A 24,044-nucleotide genomic window follows, 5' to 3' on the forward strand; every position below is an offset into this window, starting at 1 on the left:
TAGCCATTCTGTTTGGCAGTGTCTTTTTGATATTGCATAGCGTTTTTTCCTATTTTTCCTATCTGGAAGCTATAGATAATTTTGAGGTAGGCCGAAAAAAAATTCAAAATAATCATATCAATATCGCTACAGCGCTAACTGAAGACTCATTTTTAGTGCTAGAGCAATTTGGTGAACTGTTGTCATTGATCGATCTTCTCTCGTCTCACGACAAGTCGCGAAACCAAACATTATCGGTGCTGGATGAAACTTTGTCGAAATGGCAGTTCAGTTGGGACATGGAAAATGTCACTTTTTTCGACAAACAAGCACAGCCTGTAAAGTCCTGGGGCAGTCAACTGGTTGCCGTAAATTCGGCCGTCAAGCAAGTTCTGAGCAATGAAGCGCCGGCGCATCAGATTTTTTGCCCCCACACGTGTTTTCAACAGACTATTACGCCGGTTATGGGAGACTCCGAAATAACCGGTGCTTTTAGCGTCATTCGGTCATTTGCCGACGTTATCATTAAATACAAGCGGGCAACGCATTCGGATATCGGTCTTTTAATCATGGATGAAGCGACAGGTGAGCATCAATGGCCTTATAAACTGTCTGGCATGACATTGCCTGAAAAAAATATACCGGTATTTGACTATGTCTCCAGACATTTCAAGATTGATGAACTGTTGGAACACAGCAAGACGATAAAACTGGATAATGCTGTTTTTGAGGTTAGAGTTTTCCCCGTTCATCAAGAGGCGGCAGGGCCGCCCTTTTTTCTGTTTGTCGATGACATTACTGCTGATTTCAAAGGCTTTAAGGATGATCTGAAGCAAGTCTGGTTTCAGGGAGCTGTCAGTTTTTTGGTTTCCCTCATATCGCTGGTAGTGGTTCTGCATTTAATGTTGCGCCGCGTTACGAAACTTTCACAGGCTTTGCCTTTATTATCGCAGAATCAGTACGAGGAATTTAAGCAACAGATAGCGATAAAAAATTTTTCTCATTTGGGCTACGATGAGTTGGATAAATTAAATGATACAGCGTTAACCTTGTCGGACCAATTGGAGTCTCTGGAGCTGGAGGTGCGCCGTAATACGCTTAAATTGCTGGAAAAAAGCCAGGCTCTCGGAAAAGAGAGGGATTTTATCCGGCAATTAGTTGAAGTAGCACCCATTATTATTATTACCCAAAAATTGAACGGCATAATTTTGACCATCAATCAGGCTGGCGTTGATGAGTTTGAGTCCGATAGCCGATCTATAATCGGTAAAGTGTTTGATGCTTTCCTGCCGGAATCGGACAAGGAGCACCTAAACAAATTGAACCAATTGAGAGCGGGCGATTTGGGTTCCGGCCGGTTTCAGGTTGACGGCTTCTTATTGACTGAATCCAGTAAGTTGCTGAATGTCTCCTGGTTGCACACATTGCTGAAGTCCAATGACGAGAATAACGAGATGGTTATTTTGACTTTGGGTGTCGATATTAGCGCCCGCAAGATTGCGGAAGAAAAAGAGCCTCAGCATACCCATTCGTAACCATTTTTACACAGGCTCCGGCTCAGGGTTGTAAATATCGATTTGCTCTGGATTATTATTTAACGGCTCAAGTTCGTAGATGAGGCAATAAAACTGAAAAGTGTTTGACTTTATTGCGAATAGGGCGGCTGTACAAAATTTTCTGAATATAGACTGATGGTTTACAATACCCGGTTTTATCCCGTAACAGAGCAGATGACATCGCGAAATTTCTGTTGTTATCAAGCCTTCTTGTTGGGGTGCAAGTTGAACTAAATATAAAGTAATTACATGAAAAAAATAAAATGCGCTGTTATTGGTACAGGCTATTTGGGGAAATTCCACGCACAGAAATACGCATCATTGCCTGATTGCGAGCTGGTTGCTGTTGTTGACATTAATGAAGCGGCGGCTAGAGATGTTGCCGGGCAATATGGCGCCAAAGCGCTGACAGACTACAAACCGCTGCTTGGCGAAGTCGATGCCGTAAGTATTGTCGTGCCAACGACGCTGCATCATGAGGTTTCAAAGGATTTTCTTGAAAATGGCGCGCATGTGCTGGTGGAGAAGCCGATTACCGTAACGGTTGAGGAAGCCGACGAATTGATAGCGATTGCCAGGGCAAAAAACTTGATTTTGCAGGTAGGGCACCTGGAGCGTTTTAATCCGGCCGTATTGGGACTCGATAACGAACAAAAGCCGCTGTTTATCGAATCTCATCGCTTATCGCCTTTTAATCCGCGTGCCAATGATGTCAGCGTAGTGCTGGATTTAATGATTCATGACATCGACATTATCCTGGCGCTGGTGGATTCCGAAGTAGAGCGCATCGATGCCAGCGGCACGCCGGTACTGACTCAGGGCACTGACATCGCCAACGCCAGGCTGTTATTTAAGAACGGCTGTGTGGCCAACGTGACCGCCAGCCGCATCAGCATGAAGATGGAGCGCAAAATGCGCATGTTCCGTCCCGATTCATATGTCTCGGTCGATTTCCAAAACCGTATTCTGACCAAGCACCGTACCGGCACCAAGGAAATGTTCCCCGGTATTCCCGAAATAGAAACCGAAGAATCTGTGTTTGAAAGCGGCGACGCCTTACTGGAAGAAATCAAGCATTTCATCAATTGCATTCATACCGGCGAGAATCCTCTGGTATCCGGTGAAGCCGGCAAAAGAGCACTTGAGACGGCGATACAGATTACGCGCTTGTTGGGCGATAAATAACCGCACTTTTTGCACTACGCTATAAGATTTTCTGAATAAATAAAAGGCAATAACAATATGATACCAATGGTAAACCTGAAGGCTCAATACGCTGAAATTAAAGACGAAATTGAGCAAGGGCTGGCTGAGACAATAGCAAACTGCTCGTTTATTCTAGGCCCTAATGTGCAGGCATTTGAAAAAGAAGCGGCTGAATATCTGGGGGTCAAACATGCCATCGGCGTGGCTTCAGGAACCGACGCTCTGCATCTGGCATTGATTGCGGAAGGCATCGGCGCTGGTGATGAAGTCATCACTACCGCCTTCACTTTTATTGCTACGGCCGAAGCGATCAAATACGTCGGCGCCAAGCCGGTCTTTGTCGATATCGATCCAAAGACTTTCAATATCTCGCCGGAAGCCATAGAAAAAGCCATTACGCCTAAAACCAAAGCGGTAATGCCCGTGCATTTGTTTGGCCAGCCGGCCGACATGGCTAAAATTCAAAAGCTATGCGATGAACACAATCTGAAGCTGATCGAAGATTGCTGTCAATCATTCGGCGCCAGCATCAATGGCAAACAGACCGGCGCTATTGGGCATGCGGCTGGCTTCAGCTTCTTTCCGAGCAAAAACCTGGGCGCCTTCGGAGATGGCGGTCTGGTGACGACAAACTCCGATGAAACCGCTGCCAAGATTAAGCAGCTGCGCAACCACGGCTCCGACGTGCGCTATTATCATGATGTCATCGGCTATAACAGCCGCCTCGATGACATGCAGGCGGTAATTCTGAGAGCCAAGCTGAAACGGATCGATCAGTACAATAAAGGCCGCCGTCATGCCGCGCATCTTTATTCGGAATTAATGGCTGACTTGCCGTTGGCGACCCCGTTTGAAGATGGTCTGGGCGAGCATGTTTATCATCAGTATACTTTGCTGTGCGATCGCCGGGATGACGTGATAAAAGCTTTGCAGGACAAGCAAATAGGCTGCGCCGTGTATTATCCGGTACCATTGCATAAGCAAAACGTTTTCAAAGAGGAGTGTGCGGGATTGACTCTGCCTGTGACTGAGTCTGTTGCGGCCAATTGCTTCTCGTTGCCGATCTGCCCTTATCTGGCTGATTCGACCATCAAAGAAATTGTCAGTGTTATCCGCGAGGTTTTGACCGCTTAAACTTATCGCAGGATTGATCAAGCGATAAAAACTGACGCAATACCAATAAAGGCCGGCTCTTAGTCGGCCTTTTGTTTGCTGGTTACTGGCATTATTTACTCAATAGGTTATTTCTTGTCACAAAACAAACCTTTAACTGTCCTGTTTAGCGCTGGCGAATCCTCGGGTGATCAGCATGCCGCCAATATGTTTCTGGAATTGCGCAAATATCGGCCTGATATCCAGGGCATTGGCATGGGCGGTGCAAAAATGGCTCAGGCGGGTATCGATGTTCGCTATGATTCATCGAATATCGCCGTAATCGGCCTTGTCGAGGTTATAAAGCATTATGGCGAAATCCGCCGCGCATTAAAGCTCATGCAGAAAATAGTCTCGGATGAGCAGCCTGATTTGCTGGTTTGCGTCGACTATAAGGAATTCAACTTCAAACTGGCGCGATATGCCAAGCAATGCGGTATCAAGGTATTGTTCTATGTCAGTCCGCAGATATGGGCATGGCGCCCTGGGCGGGTCAAGAAATACGGCGAAGTGATCGATATGATGGCCGTTATCTTTCCTTTTGAGACGGCTTATTATGAAGCCGAAAATGTGCCGGTGCGTTATGTGGGGCATCCGTCTGTGAATAAAGTCCATGCCCAGCATTCGAAGGAAGAAGATTTAGTGCGTTTTGGGCTGGATCAAAAAAAGACGATTATCGGCCTATTGCCGGGAAGCCGCGCCAATGAGATCAAGCGCATGCTGCCGGTCATGCTGAAAGCCGCCGAAGAAATTCAAAACGATATGCCTGAAGCCCAGTTTCTGCTGCCTCAGGCCGACTCGATCAGCGATGCCTTACTTGAAGCGTATTTGAGTCAGTCGCCGGTTAAAATTATCACGGTAAAAAATCAGCCTTATGATGTGATTCAATGCTGCGATGTAGTCATGACGACTTCGGGCACGGCAACGCTGGAAATTGCTTTATTAACCGTGCCTATGGTTATCGCCTATAAGCTTTCACCGCTGACCTACCTACTTGGAAGATGGCTGGTAAATACGCGGTTTATTGGATTGCCCAATATTATTGCTGGTAAAGGGATTGTAAAGGAACTCATTCAACATGAGGCGACTCCTGAAAAGCTGGCTGCGGAAGTCAACCGGATTTTGACCGATAAGTTCTATGCCGATGCGATGCGCGACAATTTATCCCGGGTTAAAGCGCAGTTGGGCCAAGGCGGAGGCTCAAAGAACATGGCGGAACTCGCTTGGACTATGCTGTCTAAAAACGAAGCAATTTAATATCATAAGGATAAATCTTGATTTGAAAATCAAAACTATCCGAATACATATCTCTATGTGATAATAAACAGTTCGATTGGGTAATACTTCTTTACATACAGGACATAAACAATGGACGAGAACAAGAAGAAAGCGCTGGGCGCAGCGTTGATGCAGATAGAAAAACAGTTCGGCAAAGGCTCTGTCATGCGCATGGGCGATGTGGCCGCCTCGCGTGATATCGAAGTGGTTTCTACCGGTTCTCTGAGCTTGGACATTGCGCTGGGTTGTGGAGGCTTGCCTCGCGGCCGTATCGTGGAAATTTATGGGCCTGAATCTTCCGGTAAGACTACCTTGACACTGCAAGTCATCGCTGAAATGCAAAAGCTCGGCGGTACGGCGGCATTTGTCGATGCCGAGCACGCGTTGGACCCAGGTTATGCCGAAAAAATCGGCGTCAATGTTGATGATCTTCTAGTATCGCAGCCCGATACTGGCGAACAGGCCTTGGAGATCACCGATATGCTGGTGCGTTCAGGCGCTGTTGATGTGGTCGTCGTCGACTCGGTCGCAGCCTTGACGCCTAAAGCCGAAATTGAAGGTGATATGGGCGATTCGCACATGGGCCTGCAGGCGCGTTTAATGTCCCAGGCATTAAGGAAATTGACGGCCAATATCAAACGCTCCAATACACTGGTTATTTTTATCAACCAGATCAGGATGAAAATCGGGGTCATGTTCGGCAGTCCGGAAACCACAACCGGCGGTAATGCGCTTAAATTCTATGCTTCAGTGCGGATGGATATCCGACGCATCGGTTCAGTTAAGAAAGGTGAGGAAGTGATAGGCAACGAAACCCGTGTAAAAGTGGTTAAAAACAAAGTCGCTCCGCCTTTCAAGCAGGCCGAATTTGAGATTTTGTATAACGAAGGCGTGTCGTTTCTGGGCGAGTTGGTTGACTTAGGAGTCAATTACGGTTTTATTCAAAAGTCGGGTTCCTGGTATAGTTATGGCAATGAAAAAATCGGCCAAGGCAGAGATAATGCCAAAACTTTCCTGAAAGAACATCCCGACATGGCCAAAGAGATCGAAGGCAAAATACGGGCCGAAGCGTTCGGACGAAGAGCCGAATTCAGTGAGGAACCTAGCTTTACTGATGAAGGCGAATAGTCTATTTAGTCCTCATAGTCTGTTGTGAATGACGTTCATAAGGATATTAAAGAAACTTGTCTGCGATTGCTGTCTCGTAGAGATCACAGCCGGAAAGAATTGCTCAATAAACTGGCGGGCAAAGGCTTTGATAGGGAAGATGTATCGGCTGTCATTGACGAATTGGCACAGCAAGGCTGGCAGGATGATCAACGTTATGCGCAGAACTACGCTCGCTACCGCATGCAGAAAGGCTACGGACCTGTTCGCATTGAATATGAATTGCGGCAAAATGGTATTGACGAGATTGATTTAGACGCAGTTTTGCAGGCGTCTGACAGTAGCTGGATGGACTTGCTGGAACAGGTTTACAACAAAAAATATAATCATAAAAAAAATCTGGACAGAAACGAGTGGGCTAAACGCAGTCGATTTTTGTTGCACCGCGGCTTTACTGGTGAAATGATCAGCGCTTTGCTTGACCATTTGAATATTAACAAGAATAAATTTTAGTTTTAAAAATCATTTATTTACCATTACCATGAAAAAAATGACTAGCTCAGAACTGCGCGCTGCTTTTCTGGAATTCTTTCGTGAACGAGGACATTCTGTACAGCCTTCAAGCTCCCTGGTACCCGGCAATGACCCGACATTGTTATTCACCAATGCCGGCATGGTGCAGTTTAAAGATGTATTCCTAGGCAGAGAACACCGTGATTATAACCGGGCGGTGACTAGTCAGCGCTGCGTCAGGGCGGGCGGCAAGCATAACGATTTGGAAAATGTCGGTTATACGGCACGCCATCATACCTTTTTTGAAATGCTGGGCAATTTCAGCTTCGGCGATTATTTCAAGAAAGAAGCGATTTATTATGCCTGGGAATTTTTAACGAAAGAGTTGGATATTCCGCCGCAGAAATTATGGGTGACTGTTTTTGAGGAAGACTCCGAAGCGGAAAAAATATGGCTTCAGGATGTTGGGATTGATCCAAACCGGTTCTCAAGAATCGGCGCCAAGGATAATTTCTGGTCTATGGGCGACGTAGGGCCTTGCGGGCCCTGTACTGAAATATTCTATGATCATGGCGAAGGAATTGCCGGCGGCCCTCCAGGTTCGCCAGATGAAGACGGCGACAGATATATTGAAATCTGGAACCTGGTATTCATGCAGTATGATCGCGACAGTGAAGGCAATTTGCATCCACTGCCCAAACCTTCTGTTGACACCGGCATGGGGCTTGAGCGGATTTCTGCGGTAATGCAGGGCGTACACAGCAATTATGAGATTGATCTGTTTCAGAAATTGCTGCGGGCTGCGGCCGAGATTGCTGGAACCCATGATTTGACGCAAAGTTCGTTGCGCGTGATCGCCGATCATATCCGGTCCTGCGCCTTCTTAGTGGCTGACGGCGTCATGCCTTCAAATGAGGGGCGCGGTTATGTCTTGCGGCGCATCATTCGCCGGGCTATTCGCCACGGTTATCGTCTAGGTATCCGTGAGGTGTTTTTCTACAAATTGGTCGCGCCACTGGTCGAAGCAATGGGCGAAGCTTACCCTGAGCTTAAAAACGGGCAGGCCCAGGTTGAACGCGTACTGAAAAAGGAAGAAGAGCGTTTTGCTGAAACCTTGGAACAAGGCATGAAAATCCTTGAAGCCTGTGTGGCCAAAATGGAAGGCTCTGTGATTCCAGGTGGGACTGTATTTCAGCTTTATGATACTTATGGTTTTCCAGTGGATTTGACGGCTGACTTTGCCCGTGAAAACAATCTCACTGTCGATCACGCCGGTTTTGAAATGGCTATGTCTGAGCAGCGTGAACGGGCGCGGCTGGCCAGCAGTTTCGGGGCCGATTACGATCAGGACATCAGGCTGGACGTGCAGACCGAATTTACCGGCTACGGACAACTCGATGATCAGGTGCATATCCTCGGCCTTTATTTAAAAGGTCAGCCGGTCGATAGTCTCGACGAAGGTGACGAAGGCATTGTGGTTCTGGATAAGACGCCTTTCTACGCTGAATCCGGCGGTCAAGTGGGTGATTGCGGCAAAATTGAAGCCGGTGGTGCGATATTTGAAGTTGCCGATACACAAAAGCAGGGCAGTAATCTGTTCTTGCATAAAGGTAGGGTGGCTGCCGGAACATTAAACAAGGGACAATTGTGCGATGCGCGTGTCAGTACAGCAGATAGAAAAGCAACCGAATTGAATCACTCTGCCACACATTTGTTGCATGCGGCATTAAGAAAGGTCTTGGGCGAGCACGTGGCTCAAAAAGGCTCACTGGTTAACCCGGAGCGCTTGCGTTTTGATTTTTCCCATTTTGAGCCGGTAACGGCTGACGAAATCAGCACTGTTGAGCACCTGGTCAATGAGCAGATCCGCATGAATAATCCTGTTTCCGCGCAGATTATGGCAAAAGATGAAGCTATGAATGCCGGAGCCATGGCCTTGTTCGGCGAAAAATATGGCGACGAAGTCAGGGTCTTAAAAATCGGCGACTTCTCAACCGAGCTGTGCGGCGGTACGCATGTTGAGCGATCAGGCGATATAGGCTGCTTTAAGATAATCAGCGAAACGGGTATTGCTGCTGGCGTCAGACGTATTGAGGCGGTTACTGGCAGTGCCTGTATTGACTGGATCGAATGCCGCGATAAAGCATTGAGCAGTATTGCAGGGCTGTTGAAAAGTTCAGCGGACAAGGCATCTGAAAAGGTCGAGCAGCTGATAGAAAAGAATAAGTCGCTGGAAAAACAGTTGGAGCGGCTGAAATCGAAACTGGCAAGTTCAGCAGGCGGTGAACTCAGCTCTCAGGCCATCGATGTCAATGGGATCAAAGTGCTGGCCACTAAACTTGATGACGTTGATCCTAAGTCCATGCGCGACATGGTGGATCAGCTGAAAAACAAATTAGGCAGCTCTGCCATCGTGCTGGCAGTCGTCGAAGGCGATAAGGTCATGCTGTGCGCAGGTGTTTCCAAAGATCAGATGGGCCGTGTAAAAGCCGGTGATCTGGTTAATTTTGTAGCGACTAAAGTCGGCGGCAAAGGCGGTGGCCGGCCTGATATGGCTCAGGCTGGCGGCAACGATCCGTCAAAGTTGGCTGAGGCACTGGCTCAAGTTCCGGCTTGGGTGCAAGAGCAAATGAATGCTTGAAGATAAGGTTATAGTGAATGGCATTATATGTATATAAGTTTGGCGGTACATCGGTAGGCTCTGTAGAGCGTATTAAAGCAGTCGCTGAAAAAGTTAAAAAAGTTCATGATCAAGGTGATCAGATTGTTGTTGTGGTTTCTGCAATGAGTGGCGAAACCAATCGCTTGGTTGCCCTAGCAAGAGAAATGCAACCCCAGCCCAACGAGAGGGAAATGGATGTTCTGCTTTCAACGGGAGAACAGGTTACTGTTTCGCTTTTAAGCATGGCCTTGCACGAGATAGGGTGTCCGGCATGTTCTTATACGGGAGGACAGGTAAAAATCCTGACCGATAGCAGTCATACGAAAGCGCGCATACGCAATATTGATGATACCCGCATGCGAGCCGATCTTAATGGGGGCAAAGTAGTGGTTGTCGCCGGTTTCCAAGGCGTGGATGAGAACAACAATATCACAACGCTGGGCCGTGGAGGCTCTGATACGACTGCCGTCGCTTTGGCAGCTGCTTTGAAAGCTGATGAGTGCCACATCTATACCGATGTGGATGGTGTTTATACCACTGATCCTCGGGTAGAACCGAAAGCCCGCCGGCTTGATAAGATTACCTTTGAAGAAATGCTGGAAATGGCCAGCTTGGGTTCAAAAGTATTGCAAATCAGGTCGGTAGAGTTTGCCGGCAAGTATAACGTTGCTTTAAGAGTATTATCATCATTTACAGAAGGTAAGGGTACGCTCATTACCTATGAGGAATCACAAATGGAAAGTGCTTTAGTTTCCGGAATCGCATTTAATCGTGACGAGGCAAAATTAACCATTACTGGCGTGCCTGACTTACCAGGTGTTGCATTTAAAATTCTTGGGCCGATAGCTGATGCAAATATCGAAGTCGATATGATCATCCAGAATATTGCCGATGATGCGACGACTGATTTTACCTTTACCGTGCATCGCAACGATTATCCCAGAGCAAAAGCTTTGTTGGAAAATGGATGTGCAGAGCTTGGAGCTAGAAAAGTGGCTGGCGATGACAGCATAGTAAAAGTTTCAATTGTAGGCGTAGGCATGCGTTCTCATGCCGGAATTGCCAGCACCATGTTTAAAACGCTTGCAAAAGAAGGTATAAACATTAAAATGATATCGACATCGGAAATTAAAATTTCCGTCGTTGTTGATGAGAAATATTTGGAATTGGCGGTCAGAGCATTACATGCGGCTTTTAAATTAGACCAAGAAATAGAGTCTTAGATTTTATTTTAACTTAGGACTTTATTTATCTGAAAAAGCTGCTATAATTGTTGTTCTTGGTTGGATGCTGTGTAAGAACAGTGGTTTTTAAATAGACATAGGGAGAAGCCATGCTTATCTTGACTCGTCGGGTAGGAGAGACTTTGATGATCGGTGATGAAGTTACAGTCACTGTTCTTGGAGTCAAAGGAAATCAGGTTCGCATCGGTGTTAATGCACCAAAAGAAGTCTCTGTTCATAGGGAAGAAATTTACGAACGGATTAAAAAAGAACAGGCCGAGTCTACAGGCTTAACCGGTTCAGAAGAGTAAAAGTTTTAGGAGAGATGGCCGAGAGGCCGAAGGCGCTCCCCTGCTAAGGGAGTATGTGCCAAAAGCGCATCGAGGGTTCGAATCCCTCTCTCTCCGCCACTTAATTAAAGGTTGATTTTTGTTTTTTAATAGAATGAAAAATAAAAGTTGACAAGGATGAGGTAAAGAAGGATAATAGTCGGATCAACAAGGCGCCCGTAGCTCAGCTGGATAGAGTACTCGGCTACGAACCGAGCGGTCGGGAGTTCGAATCTCTCCGGGCGCGCCATTGAAGAAGACAAAAAAGTTTATTCCCCTGTAGCTCAGTCGGTAGAGCGGATGACTGTTAATCATTAGGTCGGCGGTTCGAGCCCGTCCGGGGGAGCCAAAAGAAACAAGGCCTTAGGTAATTTACCAAGGCCTTTTTTATTGCCTGAAAATTTCTATGTGTGCTTGGATAGGGCGCATTCAAAACAAAAAATCACAATAAACCGTAACAAAAATCCAGAATATTGCAGGTCTGTGATACTTTTAATATGGATGTTTTAGATGTTCGTAAAAGCCAATATCAGAGGCGCGGACATCGGTTACGGTAGTTTTTTCATATCGCCAAATCTATCACGACAAGGTAATAGATGTGTTGAGACTGATGCAGGCGATTAAGTAGCCAGTGATAACTGTAATACATTATCAGTTTTTGCCTGATGAAGGCTGATCTGCAGTTATCCAACTGATGTTACGCATCAATTGATCTCTGTGCTGTTTGAGTGTTGCTGTGTGTCGTGTAGGGTCGAATTCACTTGTGCTCCTTGCGGGTATTCGCACTGCCTAGGCCAGCACACGGGCGGTTTGTTACAGGTGGAATATCCTAAAGGGCACAAGCGAATTCGACCCTACAACGACGTAACATCAGCTATTAAATCAAGCTTAAAGTATTGCAGATATAAAAATGAAATAGCCAGAATATTGAAATGGAACTGAAGGCTGTTCTAGCACCGCTTTAGCCTTACCGGAATGCCGCCTTTGGGCCGTATAGTTACAGCCATTTCAATCTCGATTTCATCGTTATTGAGCAATTCCACATCATAATGCTGAACAATCATGCTTAGCAGCAACTGACTTTCGAGTAAGGCAAAATGGTTGCCGATACAGACGCGTTCGCCGGTACCGAAAGGCATATAAGCGAATTTCCTTTTATCAGCCGTTAAAAATCGCTCAGGATCGAATTGCTCCGGTTGTTGCCAATAGTCGGGATGATGGTGAATATTGTAGATGCTGAATATTGCCAGGCTGTCAGCTTTAAGGGCATACCCGTCAATTTCTGTATCTTGGCTTATTTTGCGTATCAGAATGCCTGCCGGTGGGCGGATACGCATGGCTTCGCTCAATACCGCCCGGGTATAAACCAATTGCTGTAGAGATTCGGCATCGGGAGTATTGTCTTGCAACTGATCATGGAGCTCAGCTTTGAGTTTTGCTAGAACATCTGGATGTCGAGCCAATAAATATAATGTCCAGGTAAGTACGTTTGCCGTGGTTTCATGACCGGCAGTGAAAATCGTAATCACTTCATCGCGAATTTGCAGGTCGCTCATGGAATTGCCTGTATCGTCATCGCGCACATTCAACAACATGCTCAATAAATCGCGTTGCTCAATAGATTGGGATCGGCGCTGATTAATCATGCTGTAAATAATATTGTCCAATACGCCTGTAGCTTGTTTGAATGCTCGATTGGCAGGTGTCGGTATAAATAAAGGCGGCGTTAAAGGATTCGATATGGTTTTGGCAGCGTACTTTAATCCGGTATCCAAAGCTGATGCGATATCGCCTACTTTGTCGAGTACGCTGGTGCTGAACATCGTTTGGGTGATGACTTCCAGTGCCAATTGCATCATTTCATCGGCAAGGTTGACATGCGCCCCATCGCCTAATTGCTGCCAGCGATGCAACAAGTTGTTTCCGGCTGTAACCATTTGCGGAATCATGGGCGTCAGACTGGCCCGCTGAAAGACCGGTTGCATCAAGCGTCGTTGCCTACGCCATAAATCGCCCTGGCTGGTAAGCAGTCCTTGTCCTAAAATCAAGGACAGACCCGTCGGCTTTTTCGGGTTGTACATTTTGACAAAGTTATGGCTTTGTTTGACTAAAGCTTGCTCCACTAACTGTGGATGACTGAATAAATAAAGCTGACGGGTGGCTAGCCTGAAGCTGACCAAGTCTCCATAATCGCGCTGCCAGCTGCAGAGCGCTTGAAAAGGATTAGCTTTATATTGACGTAAATTGCCCAGCAAAAAATCGCCTTTGACGCGAGGAATCGTTTTGGTTGCCATTGTCGATAAAATTGGAAAAAAGGCTATTTTTGACGAAAAACAGGAAATGTCAATGAATCGCCGAGTTCGTGTAAGAGTTTAAAGTCCCATTGTCGATAGTTAATGTGATTTACAGAAGCATAAAATTCACTGCTCTACAGTTTAACTTGCATCTGAAGATAGCTTCATGGCATTGACGTTAGCTTTCAACATGACTGTAGAGATTGCTGAATAGCTGAACCACTATAAAAATCATGGTTTGAGTTACTCGGATGGCTGTCTTCCTGCTGGGAATTTCTGCCGCGAAATCTTCAATGGCTTTATTCAGGAATCTGACCAGGACTGGCTGCGGGCTGCCCTGAGTTGAGCGCTGCATGAATCGGTTCTGTAATCGCGCCCTGATCTTCTCGTCCATGTCCTTCTCCTTGATCAGTGATTGCAGTTCAGCCTCCAACAGCATGGCCTGCTTTTCCAGCCAGTCGAAGTCCATCCCTTCTTGGGAAGGCAACGGGCCTAAGGCTTGCTGGAAGACGCACAGCACATCGAAGCATAGGGTCAGAAAAAGATATGACATATCCTGATTCTGCTCGGCAATGACGGCTGGAAAGACATTGAATATTGCTTGCGACAGAGCCGCCTGATCGAACTGAAACCGTTCGATGATCTCGCTGACTTCTTCTTCGTCCAGGTGCTTGGCATATTTGAGTGCTTGATAGAGCTCGGGACCGTCCAGTTCGCGCATGATGCTATGGTTTAAAGAGTGGTAACAAAAATTTTCCTTAAAGGTGTTGTTATAGTACACATTTGAAGCCAATGAAATAACGATGAATGCGTATATAGCTCAGCTGCTGCAGGCAGATATCTTTGTGAAGGCAAGTTGAAAAAGGCCAAGAGTAATTTTTCGGCGCTTTGATGGATGAGGAGGTGCGGATGTTAATAGATGAATGCACCGATTAAGCAGCATTTTGGTAAAAACTTTATCTTCATAGCACCATAGTTGGCACTATTTCTTCAGAGCCAAAAGAAAAAATTGCGGAATCCGGTGAGTTGCAAGAACTCTATATGTGCTGCTGCAATGCCGTTGGAATTTGTACTTCGCAAGCGGTGAAAGGACTATTCTTAACAAGTTTATTGTTTCTTGCCAATAGAGACTATCAAGGTTATAAGTTAAGTTGTTTTCTCAATTTATGAGGATGTTTATCTCTATTAAATTGCTGTATTACAACGAAAGGATTAAGCAGAGCCTACTGCAAAGGAAAAAGTAAAAATACGGGGCTTTGAGGAATTTTGAAAGAAGGGAGACTAAAAATAAAAAAACTTCCAAGGCCGTTAAGCCTTGGAAGTTATTAAGTTGCTACGTGGTTAAGTAATCCAGGCAGTTTGTTAAAGAGGATGATTATTCGCATTGCAGATGTCCAGCATTGGCCCGTTTACGGTTCAGGTTGACGTTGCTGGCAATGGCCGCCGTTGCGAACAGCGTAGAGGAGATAATAAATTCTCCAGAAACAAATCCTAATACACCGGTAACAAATACAATCCCAGTTAACACGTCTTTATAAAAGTCATTCATAGGTAAATCCTCATAGAGTTAGTTTTTTTGAAATGCAACTCAACTATACGTTAGACTTTTGTCATTAACAATATTACAAAATATATACATATTGTTTCTTATTGTTATACATTTATTTAATAAACTTTTAATTAAAACAGGATAAAGTTATAGAGTTAATCATCAGTTGCTCTGTCATACAGTTATTGCAATTCGTCCCGATTTTGCGGCTTTGTACAATTCTATTTCTATTGATTTAGGGAATCGACCTGTTGGAAATTGCCGATCAAGATTATTGTTCAAATAAAAATGCCGGCTGTCTCTCCGTTTCTGCCAAACATTAATTTGTCCGTAATAAGAGCCCATTAACCTCTTACTTTTCTGCCGCCCTTTATATTGTCGGCGGATTCTACCTTCCTTTAAAAAAGTTTTGGTCATCGTCAGCATGGCTGAACCAATGCCTCTGAAATAATAAAGATAATCGGGCCGGAACTAATGCTTGTGAGATCCGTTAGCACAGCCCTTAGTTTATTCCCCATCCATGTATAACGCCATTCTTGAATTAAGAACTGATGTTACGCCGTTGCAGGGGCAAGTTCTTGGGTATTCGACCGGAGACAAACGCCCGCGTACCGGCCTATACAGTGCGAATCAATTCGCACCGACACGGCATTGCAGTAAAACTAAAACAAAACATAAATCGATTCGTGCGTAACATCAGTTAAGAAAAATATAATATATCAAGCGTGTTTCATCGTCTCATTTGAAGCTGGGGCTCGTCAGGAGTTTCATTTCCAATCGCTTTACGTCATAGGCATTTAGATGAAAATAACAACGAAAAAAGCGGATACGCAAAATAAAGTTAGTAAATTATAAAACTCTAATATACTATAGCAAGCAAAGAAGCAATTCATGCTATTGCAAATAGCGTTTAAGCTTTTGGCCTTTGTTTACCGTTATCTGCCGCGCTTATTTGATAGGCATTGTAGTTTCTTAAATTCAGGTGCTGCAGTAGTGGTCAGGCCTGGAGCCAGCAGATTGACAGCCTGCCAGCTGACATTCTGGTTTCTTAGGGATAGAAAGAACGAGCATGAGGGTTGTTGTATGCAAAAAGAAAGGATTAACGCATTTAGGGAGACAAGTAAAACATTTGCCGATGAGTTAGGCAGCTTGTTGATAGATGTGTTTCACTATTTGGCTTTGTTTGTTATCGGCGCCAGCGTAGTCTGGTCGGCGGTAGTGGCGTATGCCGGCATGATCAGTCAGGGACATGCCACCATAGGCGATATATTACTGCTGTTTATTTATCTTGAACTGGGGGCCATGGTCGGTATTTACTTCAAAACCAACATGATGCCGGTGCGCTGCCTGATCTTTATTGCCATCACGGCACTATCAAGACTTCTTATTTCCGATATACAGGCACATCACCAAGCTGATACGGGAATTCTGCTGATATCCGGATCAATTCTGCTGCTGGCCTTATCAACGCTCGTTATCGGCAAACCATTTAATAATTGATGAATATGAACACCTTGTTTTAACACTATTTAACAATTAATCCAGAGAGGAGGAGCCATGATTGGTTCAGCCAAGATAAATCGGATTCTGCCGCGTCCCGGATTGCTGCGGTGGGAAATCGGTATTGCATTATTGATCAAAATCATTCTGTTGATGGGCCTTTGGTTCCTGATTTTCCGCTGGGAAGGCAAACCGTCAACCGGAAAGCCAGATATCGCTCAACGCTTTTCGCTGCCTGCCAAGCAATCTTCAATAACACCAAGTCTTTCATCTCAGTCTTATAAGGAGTTCCGCCATGTTAGGTGAAGATGTTGTAATGCTGTCCAGAATGCAATTCGGCCTGACGGCGCTTTATCACTTTCTGTTCGTGCCGCTCACCTTGGGCATGACGTTTATTCTCGGCATTATGGAATCGGTGTACGTCATGACCGGCCGGGAGGTTTACAAGGATATGACCAAGTTCTGGGGTAAGCTGTTCGGCATCAACTTCGCTATGGGCGTTACCACCGGCTTGACGCTGGAATTTCAGTTCGGCACCAACTGGGCTTATTACTCGCATTACGTCGGCGATATTTTCGGTCCGCTGCTGGCGAGTGAAGGCTGGATGGCCTTCTTCCTGGAGTCCACCTTTGTTGGGCTGTTCTTTTTCGGCTGGGACAAACTCTCCAAGGTCCAGCATTTGGTCGTGACTTGGCTGCTGGCGATAGGTACTAGCGTGTCAGCCCTGTGGATTTTGATTGCCAACGGTTGGATGCAGCATCCGGTAGGAGCTGAATTCAATTACGAAACGCTGCGCATGGAGATGACCAGCTTTGCCGATGTGTTTTTCAACCCGGTTGCCCAGGTTAAGTTCGTCCATACGGTTGCTGCAGGTTATGTGACCGGCTCGATGTTCGTGTTGGGCATCAGTTCCTGGTACCTGTTGAACAAACGCGACGTCGGTTTTGCCCGGCGTTCGTTTTCAATCGCTTCGGCATTTGGCTTGGCCTCAATCCTGTCAGTGATCGTACTCGGCGATGAAAGCGGTTATACCTCCGGCGAGACTCAAAAGATCAAACTGGCGGCGATCGAAGCGGAATGGGAAACCAGCCCGGCGCCAGCCAGTTTTACGGTGTTCGGCTTGCCTGACCAGGAGCATGAAAGAACGGATATGGCGATAAAAGTGCCTTATCTGCTGGGATTGATAGCGACTCGTTCCATTGATGAAGATGTGAAAGGCTTGAAAGATCTTCGCAATGAAAGCGCCGAACGCATCAAGCGCGGTATGGTGGCTTATGCAGAGCTGCAAAAACTTCGTAGTGGCGATAATAGTGAGCAGACTCGTCAGCGTTTTGATGCCCATAAAAATGACTTAGGCTACGGGCTGCTGCTGAAAAAATACACCGACAAAGTCGTGGATGCCGATGCCGGGATGATCCAGAAAGCCGCCAACGATACGATTCCGAAGGTAGGGCTGCTGTTTTGGACATTCCGCATCATGGTCGCTTGCGGTTTCACCATGCTGTTTATCTTTGCCGTAGCCTTTTACCACTGCGCTGTACGCAATGCCGACCAGAAACGCTGGTTGATGCGCATGGCGGTATGGAGCATTCCTTTGCCCTGGATCGCTGCCGAGACCGGCTGGTTTGTCGCCGAGTATGGCCGCCAGCCGTGGACCATTTCCGGCGTTTTGCCGACTCATCTGAGCGTTTCCAGTCTCAGCAGCGAACAGCTCTGGTTTAGTATCGGCGGCTTCGCGTTGTTTTACACGGTGCTGCTGGTTATCGAACTGTACCTGATGCTCAAGTATGTTCGCCTGGGGCCGAGCAGTCTTCATACCGGTCGTTACTTCCATGAACTGCAAGTCGCTCAAGGCCGCTAGGGCCATGCCACACTATTTAATAAGGAGCCTATTATGTTCGATTATGAAACTATCCGCCTGATCTGGTGGCTGTTTATCGGAGTCGTTGCCATCGCCTTTGCGTTGACTGAAGGCTTCGATTTCGGCATCTGCACTTTACTGCCGCTGTTGGGCAAGAGCGATGTGGAACGCCGTGTCATCATCAATACGATCGGTGCCACTTGGGAAGGCAATCAGGTTTGGCTGATACTGTTGGGCGGCGCCATTTTTGCGATCTGGCCAGCTGTATACGCGGCGCTGTTTTCGGGGCTATATGCGGCCATGCTGCTGGTGCTGTTTTCGTTGTTTTTCAGGCCGGCAGGTTTTGACTACCGCAGCAAGATCAGCAATGCGGCTTGGCGCAATGCCTGGGACTGGGGTTTATTCATCGGCGGAACTTTGCCGCCGGTTCTGTTGGGCGTTTTGGTCGGCAATTTGCTGCTTGGGCTGCCGTTTCACCTGGATCAGGATTTGCGCTCTTTCTATGACGGTTCGTTCTGGGCCTTGCTGAGCCCCTTTGCGTTATTATGCGGCGTAATCGGCCTGCTGGTTACCAGTTTCCATGGTGCTTTGTTCCTGAAATGGCGCACGGAAGGCGTGATCCATGAGCGTGCCAGAACAGCTGCATCCATACTCGGCCCTTTGTTGCTGATCAGTCTGGCGGCAGCAACGTTATGGCTGATGTCGACTGTCAACCGTCCTGAAATCACGCAGATGGCGGGGGCATCCGCGGCATCGAATCCGCTCAATAAAACTGTGATCGCAACTGGTGCGGGTTGGCTGCATCATTTTCTTGCTAAGCCCTGGATGCTGCTTGCGCCCGCATTGGGTTTTTCGGGCCTGGCCCTGGCCTGGCTGCTGGGTAAGGGGCAATCCAAGGCCGGGGCTTTTCTGATGAGCAGCATTGGTATTAGCGGGGTATTGTTGACTGTGGGATTAGGGCTGTTTCCATTCCTGCTGATTTCGACTACTGATCCTCGCTCCAGTCTGACATTATGGGATGCCACGGCCAGCCATACTACGCTACTGCTGGCATTTTGGATTACCGTGGTCTTCCTGCCGATTGTGCTTTTATACACGCGCTGGGTTTATAAGGTGATTTGGGGCAGCGTCACTGAAGCTGCAGTGTTAAAAGATTCACATACACTCTATTAAAATTAAGAGGAGAAACACGCATGTGGTATTTCACTTGGATGCTGGGCGCCAGCTTCGCCGCCGCTTTTGCCGTCATCAACGCTATGTGGCTGGAATCAAATTGCGATATCGATAACGAGGGCGTTGATCAGTCTTGCGATATTGTGCAAAAAGGCGATTCGTAATTGAATAAATAAAGGGTTGGCGTAAAAAGCCAACCCTTTTTATGCTTGAAACCCGAGCAAGCAGATCCCGGAACTTCTCCAGTCGGGAGGCAGTCATTTGGGAATAAATCCACGACAGCCGGTTTGGAGACCATGCTGTATATCGTCAAAACCTGATTGACTCGTATCAGGAGATCCTCATGAAACAGCGGGAAGTTTATCAGCACAAACTGCAAACACAGCTGGCCGAGTGGAGCGCCGCGATTGATCAGCTGAAATTCAGAGCGGATGAGACGGAGGCCGATGTCAAAGCTGAATATGATATGCAGGTCGGCGAGCTGCAGCAGAAACTGGATATTGTGCAAGGAAAGCTAGATGAACTGCAGCAAGCCCGCGATGACGTTTGGGAAAGCCTTAAGGCCGATGTGGAAGCAGCCTCAAATAATCTGGGTGAGTCGGTGAACTTGACGACTGCCAGATTTCATTAGCCAAGAGATTTAAAAACAATCGGCAGCTGAATATTTTCTTAAACTCGGGAGAAAATCATGCCTTACAAGCGTTTAACCGACTTACCTGATAATGTAAAAAATCATTTGCCCACGCATGGGCAGGAGATCTATCTGTCGGCCTACAACAATGCCTGGGATGAGTACAAGGAACCCGAGGAGCGCCGCTCCAGTGACGATGACAGGGAGACGGTGGCGCACAAAGTAGCCTGGGCGGCCGTGAAAAAGAAATATGAAAAACGCGGCGATGATTGGGTCGAAAAAAAGCATTAATTCAATAGGATCAATGTCCTGCTAATAGTCTTGCCTTACGTCGTCATGTTCAGTTTCTGGTTCGGATAACGTCAAGCGCTATATCTGTTAAAGTTCATCCAGTTTGTAGCGCGACAAATGACAAAAAACCTCATCACGGCAATATCGGTTATATAATGCCAAGCCTACTGACCGGAACCGCATGAGCGGTTTAAATTCCGGGATATGCTGAGCATGTACTCATCAGTCCGAATATTTCCTTAACCGATCGATAAGCTTAAATGGGCATTATAAAAAAACTGGCATCCCAAACTGCAATCTATGGCATCAGCAGTATTTTCGGGCGCTTCCTCAACTATCTTTTGGTGCCGCTTTATACCTATTATTTTTCGGCGGCGGAATATGGCGTGGTGTCGGAATTTTATGCCTATGCTGGCTTTTTTTCCGTGCTGCTGCTGTTCGGGTTTGAAACGGGCTATTTTCGCTTCCGCGACAAGGAGTCGCCCGGGCGCGATACGGCATATTCGACGGCGCTGATTTTTGTCGTTCTGGTCAATCTGGGTTTTTTTCTGCTCATCCGGTGGATTAATGCACCACTATCGGCAGCACTGCATTATGCCGATCATCCGGAATACGTGCTGTGGTTTGCAACCATTCTGACACTGGATGCAATGACTGCAATTCCTTTCGCACGGCTGCGGGCCGAAAACAAGGCGCTGCGTTTTGCCGGCGTCAAGATGGCCGAAATCATGATAACGATCCTGCTGAGCCTGTTTTTCATCGTTTATTGTCCCAAGGCGCTCGGGCAGAGTCCTGGTTCCTGGGTAAGTCGGGTTTATGATCCGACTATTGGCGTAGGCTACATCTTTATCGCCAATCTGCTGGCCAGCATATTCAAGTTTTTACTGTTAATTCCGCAGTTTAGAGGACTGACCTGGGGCTTCGACCGGCAATTGTTCGGCCGCATGCTGCGCTATTCGCTGCCGATGGTCGTGATCGGCTTCGCCGGCATTATCAACGAAATGCTCGATCGCGCCTTGCTCAAATACCTGCTGCCTTATGATGATGTCACTAATCTGAAAATGCTCGGCATTTACAGCGCCTGCTACAAGCTTTCGATTTTAATGTCATTGTTCATTCAGGCTTTCCGTTATGCCGCCGAGCCGTTTTTTTTCGCCTATGCCGGCAACAGCGATGCGCGCAACGTCTATGCCGATGTGCTCAAGTTTTTCGTGATTTTCTGCGTGTTTATCTTTTTGATGGTGACATTGTTCATCGATTTCTTTAAGTATTTTATCGGCGAGGAGTTTCGCGCAGGGCTCGAAGTTGTGCCGATATTGTTGCTGGCCAATCTGTGCCTGGGCATTTATGTCAATCTGTCGATCTGGTACAAGTTGACCGACCGCACGGTAATGGGCGCCTTTGTGTCATTGGCCGGTGCAGCTTTGACAATCGTGCTCAATATCTGGTTGATCCCTACGATGGGGTATGTAGGTTCGGCCTGGGCGACTCTGGCCTGTTACGGCGCGATGGTCATCGTCTCTTATGTGTTGGGCAGGAAGTATTACCCGGTGGCTTATGACCTCAAGCGCGTGGTTGGTTATACCAGCCTCGGCATCGCGTTGTATCTGGCGCATGAGCGATTACCGCTTGATGCCGGCCGGCCGGCATGGCTGTCTGCCGGCGGACTGATGCTGGTCTATCTTTTAAGTGTCGCGCTCTTTGAAAAGCGCAAGATAGCGGTAAAGCCGGCTTAAAGAGATGTGCTGTTATCTTTTTCCGCCGGCGTAAGCCCTACTTATTGGCTCGATGATCGATAATATCTTCAACGACGGATGGGTCAGCCAGGGTAGATGTATCGCCGAGATTACTGATCTCATTGGATGCCACTTTGCGCAGGATTCGGCGCATGATTTTTCCTGAACGGGTTTTCGGCAGCCCTGGCGCCCATTGAATCACGTCAGGATGCGCGATAGCGCCGATTTCCTTTCTGACCAGTTCGATCAGCTCCTGTTTGAGCTTTTCCGTGGGCTCTACACCGACATTTAACGTCACGTAGGCATAAATGCCTTGGCCTTTGATGTCGTGAGGGTAGCCGACCACGGCCGCTTCGGCGACATCTTCATGCAGCACCAGTGCGCTTTCAACTTCGGCTGTGCCCATGCGGTGCCCGGACACATTGATAACGTCATCAACGCGCCCGGTGATCCAGTAATAGCCATCCTGATCGCGCCGCGCACCATCGCCGGCAAAATAATAGCCGGGGTAGTTCTTGAAATAAGTGTCGATAAAGCGTTGGTGATCGCCATAAACCGTTCGGGCCTGTCCGGGCCATGAACGGCTGATGACCAGAATGCCTTCGGCGACGCCTTCCAGCAGGCGGCCTTCATTATCGACGATCTCGGGTTTGATGCCGAAAAACGGCAAGGTGGCGGAACCAGGCTTCAGCGCAATGGCGCCGGGCAGGGGCGTGATCATGATGCCGCCGGTTTCGGTTTGCCACCAGGTATCCATGATCGGGCAGCGGCCATTGCCGACCACGTGATAATACCATTCCCACGCTTCCGGATTGATCGGCTCGCCGACGCTGCCGAGAATCCTGAGGCTGCTGCGGTCGGTGCGCGTGACAAAATCATCGCCCTGCGCCATAAGGGCGCGGATGGCGGTCGGCGCAGTATAGAAGATGTTGACCTGATGCTTGTCGACAACTCGCCAGAACCGATCGGCTTCCGGATAAGTCGGCACGCCTTCGAACAACAGCGTCGTGGCGCCGTTGCATAACGGCCCGTAAATACTATATGAATGGCCCGTGACCCAGCCGATATCGGCCGTGCACCAGTAAATGTCGCCGTCATGGTAATCGAAGACATATTTATGGGTCATGGCAGCATACAGCAGATAGCCGCCAGTTGTGTGCAGGACGCCTTTGGGCTTGCCTGTGGAGCCTGAGGTGTACAGGATAAACAGCGGGTCTTCCGCATCCATGGCTTCGGCCGGACAGTCGGTTGAAGCTTCGGCCATGGCTTCGTGATACCAGATGTCACGATGTGCGTGCCAGTCTATGTCCGCATCGGTGTTTTTGATGACGATGACTTTTTCAAGTCTGGGGCAATTCGCAGCCGCTTTATCGACATTGACTTTCAGTGGCGCGGTCTTGCCGCCGCGGTTGCTTTCGTCGGCGCAGACCAGGTATCGGCAGTCCGCATCGATGATGCGGTCTTTTAATGCGTCAGCGGAAAAACCGCCGAAAACGATTGAATGCACGGCGCCGATGCGCGTGCAGGCCAGCATGACAACTGCCGCTTCGGCAATCATGGGCAGATAAATGCAGACGCGATCGCCTTTTTTGACGCCTTGCGCTTTTAAAACATTGGCAAATTTACAGACCTGTTCGTGCAGTTCTCGGTAAGTGACTTTTTTATCATGAGCCGGATTGTCGCCTTCCCAGATAATGGCTACTTGGTCGCCGCGAGTAGGCAAGTAGCGGTCCAGGCAATTGACGCTGACATTGAGTTTCCCGCCTTCGAACCAGCGGATATGGCCTTTGGGGAAATCGTATGCCATGACCGTATCCCAGCGCTTGTTCCAGTTCAGAAACAGTTCTGCCTGCTCGGCCCAGAACGCTTCGGGGTCATCAATAGAACGCTGATAAAGCGCTTTGTACGTTTCGGCGTTAATATGCGCGCTGGCAGCGATTTCCGGTTGTACGTCGTAAATTTTAACGTCTGACATGTTTTTTTAATCCTTGTTTGGCAAGTGCC

The 24,044-nt window shown here is 47.6% G+C and carries 21 protein-coding genes and 3 tRNA genes; 20 read left to right on the forward strand and 4 right to left on the reverse strand.

Features of this window, described 5'->3' with window-relative positions; genetic code table 11:
- Positions 1 to 155 precede the first annotated feature (155 nt).
- From V2P20_RS14615 to V2P20_RS14670, 12 genes are all read left to right on the forward strand, one after another.
- A complete protein-coding gene (locus tag V2P20_RS14615; RefSeq protein ID WP_331819556.1) occupies positions 156 to 1,514 on the forward strand; it encodes a cache domain-containing protein in 1,359 nt (452 codons plus the stop codon).
- Between the two features lie 270 nt (positions 1,515 to 1,784).
- Entirely contained in the window at positions 1,785 to 2,720 is a 936-nt protein-coding gene (locus tag V2P20_RS14620) for a Gfo/Idh/MocA family oxidoreductase (RefSeq protein ID WP_331819557.1), read from the forward strand.
- A 57-nt stretch (positions 2,721 to 2,777) separates the two neighbouring features.
- Positions 2,778 to 3,875, forward strand: a complete 1,098-nt coding sequence (locus V2P20_RS14625; RefSeq protein ID WP_331819558.1) for a DegT/DnrJ/EryC1/StrS family aminotransferase — start codon at positions 2,778 to 2,780, stop codon at positions 3,873 to 3,875.
- Positions 3,876 to 3,989: 114 nt separating this feature from the next.
- Entirely contained in the window at positions 3,990 to 5,150 is a 1,161-nt protein-coding gene (lpxB, locus tag V2P20_RS14630) for a lipid-A-disaccharide synthase (RefSeq protein ID WP_331819560.1), read from the forward strand.
- 111 nt (positions 5,151 to 5,261) lie between these two features.
- On the forward strand, positions 5,262 to 6,299 hold the full coding sequence (gene recA, locus V2P20_RS14635; protein WP_331819562.1) for a recombinase RecA: 1,038 nt from the start codon (positions 5,262 to 5,264) through the stop codon (positions 6,297 to 6,299).
- 99 nt (positions 6,300 to 6,398) lie between these two features.
- Positions 6,399 to 6,791, forward strand: a complete 393-nt coding sequence (locus V2P20_RS14640) for a regulatory protein RecX (protein WP_331819564.1) — start codon at positions 6,399 to 6,401, stop codon at positions 6,789 to 6,791.
- A gap of 28 nt (positions 6,792 to 6,819) precedes the next feature.
- Positions 6,820 to 9,432 carry an alanine--tRNA ligase gene (gene alaS, locus V2P20_RS14645; protein ID WP_331819566.1) on the forward strand — a complete coding sequence of 871 codons (2,613 nt, stop codon included), beginning with the start codon at positions 6,820 to 6,822 and terminating at the stop codon, positions 9,430 to 9,432.
- Positions 9,433 to 9,449: 17 nt separating this feature from the next.
- Complete coding sequence (locus V2P20_RS14650; RefSeq protein ID WP_331819568.1) at positions 9,450 to 10,676, forward strand: aspartate kinase; 1,227 nt, start codon at positions 9,450 to 9,452, stop codon at positions 10,674 to 10,676.
- A 110-nt stretch (positions 10,677 to 10,786) separates the two neighbouring features.
- Positions 10,787 to 10,987: a carbon storage regulator CsrA gene (csrA, locus tag V2P20_RS14655; RefSeq protein WP_027157308.1), complete on the forward strand. Its 201-nt coding sequence runs from the start codon at positions 10,787 to 10,789 to the stop codon at positions 10,985 to 10,987.
- A gap of 8 nt (positions 10,988 to 10,995) precedes the next feature.
- Positions 10,996 to 11,086 (forward strand) — tRNA-Ser (locus V2P20_RS14660).
- Between the two features lie 92 nt (positions 11,087 to 11,178).
- Positions 11,179 to 11,255: transfer RNA gene (locus V2P20_RS14665), tRNA-Arg, on the forward strand.
- Between the two features lie 23 nt (positions 11,256 to 11,278).
- A tRNA-Asn gene (locus tag V2P20_RS14670) sits at positions 11,279 to 11,354 on the forward strand.
- Positions 11,355 to 11,955: 601 nt separating this feature from the next.
- Here the strand turns inward: V2P20_RS14670 and V2P20_RS14675 are convergent.
- The 3 genes from V2P20_RS14675 to V2P20_RS14685 all read right to left on the reverse strand — a co-directional run bounded on the left by V2P20_RS14675 (position 11,956) and on the right by V2P20_RS14685 (position 14,848).
- Complete coding sequence (locus tag V2P20_RS14675) at positions 11,956 to 13,299, reverse strand: cytochrome P450 (protein ID WP_331819570.1); 1,344 nt, start codon at positions 13,297 to 13,299, stop codon at positions 11,956 to 11,958.
- 178 nt (positions 13,300 to 13,477) lie between these two features.
- On the reverse strand, positions 13,478 to 14,020 hold the full coding sequence (locus tag V2P20_RS14680; RefSeq protein WP_331819572.1) for a hypothetical protein: 543 nt from the start codon (positions 14,018 to 14,020) through the stop codon (positions 13,478 to 13,480).
- Between the two features lie 654 nt (positions 14,021 to 14,674).
- Positions 14,675 to 14,848: a hypothetical protein gene (locus V2P20_RS14685; protein WP_194968375.1), complete on the reverse strand. Its 174-nt coding sequence runs from the start codon at positions 14,846 to 14,848 to the stop codon at positions 14,675 to 14,677.
- Positions 14,849 to 15,739: 891 nt separating this feature from the next.
- Here V2P20_RS14685 and V2P20_RS14690 point away from each other — a divergent pair.
- The 8 genes from V2P20_RS14690 to V2P20_RS14725 all read left to right on the forward strand — a co-directional run bounded on the left by V2P20_RS14690 (position 15,740) and on the right by V2P20_RS14725 (position 22,040).
- On the forward strand, positions 15,740 to 16,348 hold the full coding sequence (locus V2P20_RS14690; RefSeq protein ID WP_331819575.1) for a phosphate-starvation-inducible PsiE family protein: 609 nt from the start codon (positions 15,740 to 15,742) through the stop codon (positions 16,346 to 16,348).
- A 57-nt stretch (positions 16,349 to 16,405) separates the two neighbouring features.
- A complete protein-coding gene (gene cydP / locus V2P20_RS14695; protein WP_331819577.1) occupies positions 16,406 to 16,654 on the forward strand; it encodes a cytochrome oxidase putative small subunit CydP in 249 nt (82 codons plus the stop codon).
- Positions 16,644 to 18,209 (forward strand): cytochrome ubiquinol oxidase subunit I, encoded by a 1,566-nt coding sequence (locus V2P20_RS14700; protein ID WP_331819579.1) that lies wholly within the window; start codon positions 16,644 to 16,646, stop codon positions 18,207 to 18,209. The genes cydP and V2P20_RS14700 overlap by 11 nt, the downstream gene beginning before the upstream one ends.
- A gap of 33 nt (positions 18,210 to 18,242) precedes the next feature.
- A complete protein-coding gene (gene cydB / locus V2P20_RS14705) occupies positions 18,243 to 19,382 on the forward strand; it encodes a cytochrome d ubiquinol oxidase subunit II (RefSeq protein ID WP_331819581.1) in 1,140 nt (379 codons plus the stop codon).
- Positions 19,383 to 19,402: 20 nt separating this feature from the next.
- A complete protein-coding gene (gene cydX, locus V2P20_RS14710) occupies positions 19,403 to 19,546 on the forward strand; it encodes a cytochrome bd-I oxidase subunit CydX (protein ID WP_331819583.1) in 144 nt (47 codons plus the stop codon).
- A gap of 179 nt (positions 19,547 to 19,725) precedes the next feature.
- Positions 19,726 to 20,013 carry a coiled coil domain-containing protein gene (locus tag V2P20_RS14715; protein ID WP_331819585.1) on the forward strand — a complete coding sequence of 96 codons (288 nt, stop codon included), beginning with the start codon at positions 19,726 to 19,728 and terminating at the stop codon, positions 20,011 to 20,013.
- A 57-nt stretch (positions 20,014 to 20,070) separates the two neighbouring features.
- Positions 20,071 to 20,304 carry a ChaB family protein gene (locus V2P20_RS14720; RefSeq protein ID WP_331819587.1) on the forward strand — a complete coding sequence of 78 codons (234 nt, stop codon included), beginning with the start codon at positions 20,071 to 20,073 and terminating at the stop codon, positions 20,302 to 20,304.
- Positions 20,305 to 20,564: 260 nt separating this feature from the next.
- Positions 20,565 to 22,040 carry an oligosaccharide flippase family protein gene (locus V2P20_RS14725; RefSeq protein WP_331819589.1) on the forward strand — a complete coding sequence of 492 codons (1,476 nt, stop codon included), beginning with the start codon at positions 20,565 to 20,567 and terminating at the stop codon, positions 22,038 to 22,040.
- Between the two features lie 37 nt (positions 22,041 to 22,077).
- Here the strand turns inward: V2P20_RS14725 and acs are convergent, their stop codons facing one another.
- Positions 22,078 to 24,015, reverse strand: coding sequence for an acetate--CoA ligase (gene acs / locus V2P20_RS14730; RefSeq protein ID WP_331819591.1), 1,938 nt, complete (start codon positions 24,013 to 24,015; stop codon positions 22,078 to 22,080).
- Positions 24,016 to 24,044: the final 29 nt, after the last annotated feature.

The sequence above is a fragment of the Methylobacter sp. Wu1 genome (assembly GCF_036553575.1).
Classification (GTDB): domain Bacteria; phylum Pseudomonadota; class Gammaproteobacteria; order Methylococcales; family Methylomonadaceae; genus Methylobacter.

Excerpts from the sequence above, each read along its gene's own strand:
- V2P20_RS14620 (WP_331819557.1), top strand. The coding sequence starts at position 1,785 with ATGAAAAAAATAAAATGCGCTGTTATTGGTACAGGCTATTTGGGGAAA.
- V2P20_RS14625 (WP_331819558.1), top strand. The coding sequence starts at position 2,778 with ATGATACCAATGGTAAACCTGAAGGCTCAATACGCTGAAATTAAAGAC.
- recA (WP_331819562.1), top strand. The coding sequence starts at position 5,262 with ATGGACGAGAACAAGAAGAAAGCGCTGGGCGCAGCGTTGATGCAGATA.
- alaS (WP_331819566.1), top strand. The coding sequence starts at position 6,820 with ATGAAAAAAATGACTAGCTCAGAACTGCGCGCTGCTTTTCTGGAATTC.
- V2P20_RS14650 (WP_331819568.1), top strand. The coding sequence starts at position 9,450 with ATGGCATTATATGTATATAAGTTTGGCGGTACATCGGTAGGCTCTGTA.
- csrA (WP_027157308.1), top strand. The coding sequence starts at position 10,787 with ATGCTTATCTTGACTCGTCGGGTAGGAGAGACTTTGATGATCGGTGAT.
- V2P20_RS14675 (WP_331819570.1), bottom strand. The coding sequence starts at position 13,299 with ATGGCAACCAAAACGATTCCTCGCGTCAAAGGCGATTTTTTGCTGGGC.
- V2P20_RS14680 (WP_331819572.1), bottom strand. The coding sequence starts at position 14,020 with ATGCGCGAACTGGACGGTCCCGAGCTCTATCAAGCACTCAAATATGCC.
- V2P20_RS14685 (WP_194968375.1), bottom strand. The coding sequence starts at position 14,848 with ATGAATGACTTTTATAAAGACGTGTTAACTGGGATTGTATTTGTTACC.
- V2P20_RS14690 (WP_331819575.1), top strand. The coding sequence starts at position 15,740 with ATGCTATTGCAAATAGCGTTTAAGCTTTTGGCCTTTGTTTACCGTTAT.
- cydP (WP_331819577.1), top strand. The coding sequence starts at position 16,406 with ATGATTGGTTCAGCCAAGATAAATCGGATTCTGCCGCGTCCCGGATTG.
- V2P20_RS14700 (WP_331819579.1), top strand. The coding sequence starts at position 16,644 with ATGTTAGGTGAAGATGTTGTAATGCTGTCCAGAATGCAATTCGGCCTG.
- cydB (WP_331819581.1), top strand. The coding sequence starts at position 18,243 with ATGTTCGATTATGAAACTATCCGCCTGATCTGGTGGCTGTTTATCGGA.
- cydX (WP_331819583.1), top strand. The coding sequence starts at position 19,403 with ATGTGGTATTTCACTTGGATGCTGGGCGCCAGCTTCGCCGCCGCTTTT.
- V2P20_RS14715 (WP_331819585.1), top strand. The coding sequence starts at position 19,726 with ATGAAACAGCGGGAAGTTTATCAGCACAAACTGCAAACACAGCTGGCC.
- V2P20_RS14720 (WP_331819587.1), top strand. The coding sequence starts at position 20,071 with ATGCCTTACAAGCGTTTAACCGACTTACCTGATAATGTAAAAAATCAT.
- V2P20_RS14725 (WP_331819589.1), top strand. The coding sequence starts at position 20,565 with ATGGGCATTATAAAAAAACTGGCATCCCAAACTGCAATCTATGGCATC.
- acs (WP_331819591.1), bottom strand. The coding sequence starts at position 24,015 with ATGTCAGACGTTAAAATTTACGACGTACAACCGGAAATCGCTGCCAGC.